We start from the raw sequence: 6,091 nt of genomic DNA on the forward strand, positions 1-6,091 counted from the left end.
ATAAAAAACTCCCACAAAAACTTGACTCAATCTCTGGACCATCCTGATTTGAGAAGACGAATTACAAATGGTTATAATGTACTGTTGAATAATAATTTCCCTGATGATGACAACGGGCATGGCACCCATGTAGCAGGAATCATTGCATCGGAAACAAACAACCATGAAGGTGTTGCAGGCATCACTTGGTATAACAAAATAATGCCTATAAAAGCAATGGGTGCTCGCGTGCTTTCTCCATTATTATAAGTTGAAAAAACCGGTATTATTTATCTTTCTGATTTTAATTAACATGTTGTAATATAAATATTTTAAAACATGAGGATTTTTGAAATCGAGTGAAATATAAAATGGAGGAATATATTTTGGGTGAAGTTTTTTTGGGTTTACTGACAATCAAAGTCATAGTAGGTTTTGTCACCTTATTTTTTATCATTATCATAACCGGTAGAACATCAATCTCTTAGTTAACCCCGTTTCACTTAGGTTTTGTATTAGTGCTTGGAGATTTTTTAGGAAATACCATTTATGAAAATAAGGTAGGGATTTTTCACTTTTTATATGCCATCGGATTGTGGACGCTTCTCATGTTGGGGATAGAGTTCTTGATTCTAAAAAATAAATCGACACGTTCTCTCTTATTGGGCATATAATTACATAACTGTGGGTTTTTGGTCATTTAAAATCAGGATAAAATTGGAAGTTATAAAAAATATTCTTATACATCATTCTAATAAAGTAAAAATTAAAGGCGGCGTTATTTATAACAGTAAAAAATGACGCAAAGACAGGGCTAGCTTCGAAACATTTGCAATCAACAAGCTAAGCAGCTTTACCAAGAGGCTACAAACTCAATCCGTTCTACACAGCGTTGAACCACGCGTTCAACAAATCGAACAAGAAGAACCGCAATAAGCCCAAGATGGAAGCCAAGCTTCCCAAGGCAGTACGCAAGGAGCACAAAATCAATAAGGAAATGAGTTTACAAGCAAAAATAATGAACAACAAGTAAGACAACAAAACAAACAAGCCCAGTCTCATAAAAAAAAATAACTGAAGCACACGTTCGTAAAAATTACAATTCTAAGCTTTATGTCGCAACATTCTTGGTATATTACAGAGAGCGAATAAAAACTAAGCTTTCTTACCAAGAGTTATTTTATAAAAAATATAAAAGGAGCAAGTGTTATGCGATTACCCGAAGACTTTATAAGAGCTAGGCATAAAAAAGAAGGGTTAAGTTTAGATCAATGCTTTTCAAATCCTATCATACATAGGGAGATACATGGGAATAAGGTATTCGTTCTATTAGATTTAAAGAGAATTTGGAATCAATAAAAGTTTTTAGCAATGAAATATAGCAACCGTTTTGATTATAAGGCTATTTTATATATAAGGGATCCCACTAACAAAAAGCGCTTAAAACATACGCTAAGCATAATTCGTCATGAATAAAGCCGATTTTTCCTCAACTAACGAGAAATAATCGGCTTTATGGATAAGGGGACAATCGATTGTCAAAATGAATCCATTCCTAAATACTATTTAAAAACCGGTTGATGTGAAACCATTACCATAATCTAAAAAAAGAGTATTATTCGGGGTGACACAAAAATAATTTATTCAAGTGGATTAACGGACTAGTGCGCCTAATATATGTGATATATATAAAGATATCTTACCATAGTGTAACGGGAGGGTAGTGATTTAGTACAGGATATCTGATGTTAAAAAGACTCCGGCAGGAGGAACGCCGTTCTGATATATAGGAGGTTCAGTGAGTGTTGTATCAGTTGTAGCAATCCAAGTTCCGTACTCACCTGCAAGCAAAGAGGGAGGTTTCATAATAAACCGTCCACTTAAAACGAAATGACGAATTCTAATCGAGGGATCATCAAATATAGTTAAGTTACCAAAAAATGAGGCATATGGTGAATCAAAACTTATTTGTTTGGTGTTTTCTTCCCAATACCCATTAATTTGAATAGGTGTACCACGAAAATTAATTGTACCAGATACTTTATTATTACCTGTAATAGAATTAATGATGAGTACTCCCCAAATAATGGGTCGACCGGCTATAGAAGCCGAAATACCCCATTTTGATGGAAAAGGTATACTAACCATGAGTTTCTGTGCAGTTTGCAAAAGTTGATTCCTCGTTTCGTAATAATCATAAATACAAGAGTTTAAAGTTTAATTTCTATCTATACATCAGAGTGTTAAAAAAAGAAAGAAAGTCTAATAAATTATTTTAATATTTATTCATTTTGAATCTTCCATATTCGGTTTCGAACATTTCATTTACTTCCCAAGATTCAACGGTTTTATAAGCTGTTTGTTGATCAAAGCCTTTTCCCAGAAGGTAGGCCATTGCGGCAATTTCAGTTAGCGCATGTTCATAGGAAGTAAGAGCAACTTCTTTTAGACCATAATCAACAAAAGGCTTTATTGCCATTAATGTTTCACTTTTCAAATCCTGATCCGAATTTTCTCTCTCATCGGATTCATTACCCTCTAGATTTGGATGTGCTTCTTTGTATAGCACCTCCCACTGTTCATACAGACTTGTAGCTGTCTCAAAGTCCTCAGAGTCTACTGTTAAATTTTTTTGTAATTTACTCATTAAATTACGCCATGTCTCTTCCCATTCCTCTAAAGTTCTTAAGTCAAAGAGTTTTGAGAACTTCGGTTTCACACTTTCCCAATGAACATAAATGTCGGTACACCATCCCAATAAATATTTATAGTTTTCCGTTTGGGCTTCCATTTTTTTATCACCCTTTTTAAATTTTTTCACTTCTAAAAAAAGAAGCAATATCGCGTGTTAAATGAGGTTAAATACCTTTTAAAACCAATTTACAATTCTATGGTATGTTTCACTTATGTCCCTAGACTAGGCATTTGTCTCATTTAACAAAATAAATTTTGTTTTCTTTCCAAACGGATAAATATGTTGCATTCTGCAAGTATAATTTTCCTTTGCAAACAAGGCCGGTGTTAAAAGTATACAGGCATTTTTAAAACGTTCTTAACAAACAGATAAAGAGCAGGTAAGCTGAGGAACTTGATAAAAACCTGAAGGGGTTCCGTCAGGAAAATGCGGATTTACAACGTTAAACTATTTTTGGGAAACAAAAACCTTGCTTCCCCAACGCTAAGCAGAAGAAGCAAGGTGAGTTAATAATTTCACTTGCCAGAATCACGAGGTGGATTCACCATGTTCATGTAATTTATATCTTCCAGGGTAAACATTATTCACCTCAACCTTTACATGGCGCAGGGAATCTTGGTTTAAAACGAGTTGCTGTTTTCCTGTGGCAATGCTCTTCCATTGATGTGGATGTTTGCGATACAAAGATTCGCCCAAATTGTAAATATCTATACCCTCTTTAAAAGCAGTTTGATACGTTTTGCGGATTTGCTCCTCTATTTTTTCCTGAGCCATTTGTGTGAGTTCCTTTTCGGTAAGGTCCGTATGCAATTCATTGATCCCTGCCTTCACTTTTACTGAAATATCGAAATACGCCTTGTTCAATTTCACAATAGGAGTCACTTCATATTTGGGTTTTTCTGCGACAAGAACAGCCGCAAGCTTTTCTTCGGCAAACAAATCAAGAGGTACTCGGATCGTGTGAGTACTTAGCCAGGGCATTCCCGACAAATCCTTAAGATCCATTCGTCCATAATAATTGTGTAGATCATATACATGTATGCCAGAATATCTAAGCAGCTCTTTTGGTTTATTACTTTCCTGCCATTGACCTTTGCGAAGCGATAATTCCGGTATATAACTGGTTCTGGCCTTTTCGTTTTAGTCCAGTACAAATTGTTGCAGGCGGACCGGAGCAAGGATAGAACGCTGTCTGAAATTTTGCTCGGGATTGTGAAGAATGGATGCATTTGGCGATAATCTAAAAAATGGGGTTACCAGCAAGATTTCTTCAGGAGGCTCTCTTGTGCTAAACAGCCAGGCCAAGTACCTTATTTCACGATAACGGTTGATCAATTCCAGCACTTCTCCGACTTTGTTTTCCTTCATCAATCTCTCGCTGAACAAAATGGCAGAGATTTGTCCCAAGTTTAAGCGTTGTTGTGATGTACTGTACAAATCATTTGCCGCCTCCGTAAACGAGGAACCTTCGCCCTTGCCCACCCAAACCGGGGGCTGCTCCGCTTTTTGCTGTCCCTCCAGCTTGGCCACTGTCGAGAAATCAAGCAATTGCACATACAAGGTGTATTGGCCATCGACATAGTCTATTCCAACAGCCGTAGCATAGTTCATGTTTTGCACTTCATATCTGCTCCAGCAACCGGTAAGGGTGAGAAGAAGGAAAAGTGAAACCATACTTTTATATCTCCTCATTTATGCCTGTCCCCTTGCCTTGTAGAATCTCGTGTCTTCAACATGTCCGGTCGAGTGTTTCGCCATGGCCAAGGTAATCGAAACAAAGCGTTGGCCAAGTCTTTAAATGGAGGTGATATTGGGGCCAAGTAAGGCAAGCCGCATGAACGCAATGAGGCTAAATGGCTGAGCACAATAAATAATCCAAGAAAGAAGCCATAAATGCCAAGCGTGGCAGACAGAATGAAAAGAAAAAAGCGTAAGGTACTAATCGTTCCAGCCAATGATAGGCTCGATAAAGTTGAACCAAAGATTTGTGTAATTGCTCCGATGACAACGATACCTGGGGATAAGAATCCAGCACGAATGGCCGCATCCCCCAGGATAAGTCCTCCTACAACCGTTACCGTGGAGCCGACCGCAGAAGGCAATCGGATACCAGCTTCCCGCAGGATTTCTAAGAAGAGAAGTGCAATAAACATTTCAACTGCCACATCAAAAGGGATTCCCAACGGGTTAATCCCCAAAGTGGCAAGTAGATAATAGGGCAGCTGATCTTGATGATAGGAAAGAATGGCAACAAAAAATGCAGGAAGCAGTAGCGATACGGACAAGCCAAGTAAACGAAGCGTTTGACCAAATGTAGCTGCCAAAGCAGTAAAGTGGATATCTTCGGGTGCTTTCACAAGCAAAAATAAATTGGCAGGCGCAATCAACGCAGCCGGTGTACCATCCACAATCAACGCTACACGCCCATTGAGCATACAGTTCACGGTAAAGTCTGCTCTGCCTGTATACCCCATCAAAGGAAACAATGCTTTTGTCGGTTCCATTAATTCTTCTAGCTGAGTGGCGCTAAACGCTCTGTCAATGTGAAGATCATCTAATTTATTCTTTACATCTTGAACAATCTTAGGATCAACAATGTCACGCATGTAAAGAATTGCAACGGTTGTTTTCGTGCGAACGCCTACTTTTTTCGTTTCATAAACCATGCTGGTTGATTTGATTCGTTTCCGAATTAACGCCACATTGACTCCCACTTCTTCCACAAATCCATCCTTTGGCCCCCGTACCGAAAGCATTCGCATCATCTGTACGTTCTTTCAAGCTGCGCGTAATATCTGCTGTTCTACTCATTTTAATTTGCAGGCCTTCATAATGGTTTTCCAAGAGATTTCGGATGCTATGGGAAATATTTAAGGTAATTTCTTTTTCCTGCATCCCATTGCCAATAGCTCCTGGGTCCATTCTCCCGTGACCAGGATCTAAATATAATTTAAACATTTTACACCACCTCGTACAAATAAAATATGATCGAAGAGTAACGGAGGTATAGGAATTCGTCTGAGATACATATAAAAATAGGTGATGATAGGCATTACATTTCATTGAATCAGATGATTTATTTTAAAGCTAAGAAATTTTCCAAATGCGAGACCATATGTATGAGCAGCAATTAATGTTCCATATTTTTCGTGGGTCAGGCAAACTCTTGTTCATCTAGACAGTAGGCTGATTGATTATTGATGCTTCTTTCTTAACAAAACACCTAAGTGATTCTCTGTGCATATACTGTATCATTACTACAGGATTATGATTAAATACAACTCAATCCATACATAAAATAATCAAGGAGAGGTTAATTTTGAAAATTCCAAAGACAGCCAAAGTTAGTATCCCCTTTCCATCCGTATGGGGGATTGATGCTTCTATTGCGGGGAGATCCATTATTAGAGGTATACT

General features: G+C 37.8%; 7 protein-coding genes and 2 pseudogenes. 3 read left to right on the plus strand and 6 right to left on the minus strand.

Annotated features, from left to right (window positions below; translation table 11 throughout):
• From QQZ16_RS16655 to QQZ16_RS16660, 3 genes and pseudogenes are all read left to right on the plus strand, one after another.
• Nucleotides 1-225 (plus strand): annotated as a pseudogene (locus QQZ16_RS16655) (S8 family serine peptidase); the annotation flags it as partial.
• A 272-nt stretch (nucleotides 226-497) separates the two neighbouring features.
• Nucleotides 498-653, plus strand: coding sequence for a hypothetical protein (locus QQZ16_RS23180; RefSeq protein WP_325949652.1), 156 nt, complete (start codon nucleotides 498-500; stop codon nucleotides 651-653).
• A gap of 136 nt (nucleotides 654-789) precedes the next feature.
• Nucleotides 790-915 (plus strand): annotated as a pseudogene (locus QQZ16_RS16660) (DUF1657 domain-containing protein); the annotation flags it as partial.
• 792 nt (nucleotides 916-1,707) lie between these two features.
• Here the strand turns inward: QQZ16_RS16660 and QQZ16_RS16665 are convergent.
• The 6 genes from QQZ16_RS16665 to QQZ16_RS16690 form a co-directional block, all read right to left on the minus strand.
• Nucleotides 1,708-2,148, minus strand: a complete 441-nt coding sequence (locus QQZ16_RS16665; RefSeq protein ID WP_414826748.1) for a hypothetical protein — start codon at nucleotides 2,146-2,148, stop codon at nucleotides 1,708-1,710.
• Nucleotides 2,149-2,254: 106 nt separating this feature from the next.
• Nucleotides 2,255-2,770 carry a hypothetical protein gene (locus tag QQZ16_RS16670; protein WP_235252822.1) on the minus strand — a complete coding sequence of 172 codons (516 nt, stop codon included), beginning with the start codon at nucleotides 2,768-2,770 and terminating at the stop codon, nucleotides 2,255-2,257.
• A 432-nt stretch (nucleotides 2,771-3,202) separates the two neighbouring features.
• Complete coding sequence (locus QQZ16_RS16675; RefSeq protein ID WP_342395202.1) at nucleotides 3,203-3,790, minus strand: Ger(x)C family spore germination C-terminal domain-containing protein; 588 nt, start codon at nucleotides 3,788-3,790, stop codon at nucleotides 3,203-3,205.
• A gap of 24 nt (nucleotides 3,791-3,814) precedes the next feature.
• Complete coding sequence (locus tag QQZ16_RS16680) at nucleotides 3,815-4,348, minus strand: Ger(x)C family spore germination protein (protein WP_284561530.1); 534 nt, start codon at nucleotides 4,346-4,348, stop codon at nucleotides 3,815-3,817.
• Between the two features lie 14 nt (nucleotides 4,349-4,362).
• The gene (locus QQZ16_RS16685) at nucleotides 4,363-5,397 is read right to left on the minus strand and encodes a spore germination protein (protein ID WP_284561531.1); all 1,035 of its coding nucleotides are present in this window, start codon (nucleotides 5,395-5,397) and stop codon (nucleotides 4,363-4,365) included.
• Nucleotides 5,330-5,632 carry an N-acetylmuramoyl-L-alanine amidase family protein gene (locus QQZ16_RS16690; protein ID WP_017697717.1) on the minus strand — a complete coding sequence of 101 codons (303 nt, stop codon included), beginning with the start codon at nucleotides 5,630-5,632 and terminating at the stop codon, nucleotides 5,330-5,332. The genes QQZ16_RS16685 and QQZ16_RS16690 overlap by 68 nt, the downstream gene beginning before the upstream one ends.
• Nucleotides 5,633-6,091: the final 459 nt, after the last annotated feature.

The sequence above is a fragment of the Bacillus sp. T2.9-1 genome (genome assembly GCF_950097965.1).
Classification (GTDB): Bacteria; Bacillota; Bacilli; order Bacillales; family Cytobacillaceae; genus Niallia; species Niallia hominis.

Excerpts from the sequence above, each read along its gene's own strand:
- QQZ16_RS16670 (WP_235252822.1), bottom strand. The coding sequence starts at position 2,770 with ATGGAAGCCCAAACGGAAAACTATAAATATTTATTGGGATGGTGTACC.
- QQZ16_RS16680 (WP_284561530.1), bottom strand. The coding sequence starts at position 4,348 with ATGGTTTCACTTTTCCTTCTTCTCACCCTTACCGGTTGCTGGAGCAGA.
- QQZ16_RS16690 (WP_017697717.1), bottom strand. The coding sequence starts at position 5,632 with ATGTTTAAATTATATTTAGATCCTGGTCACGGGAGAATGGACCCAGGA.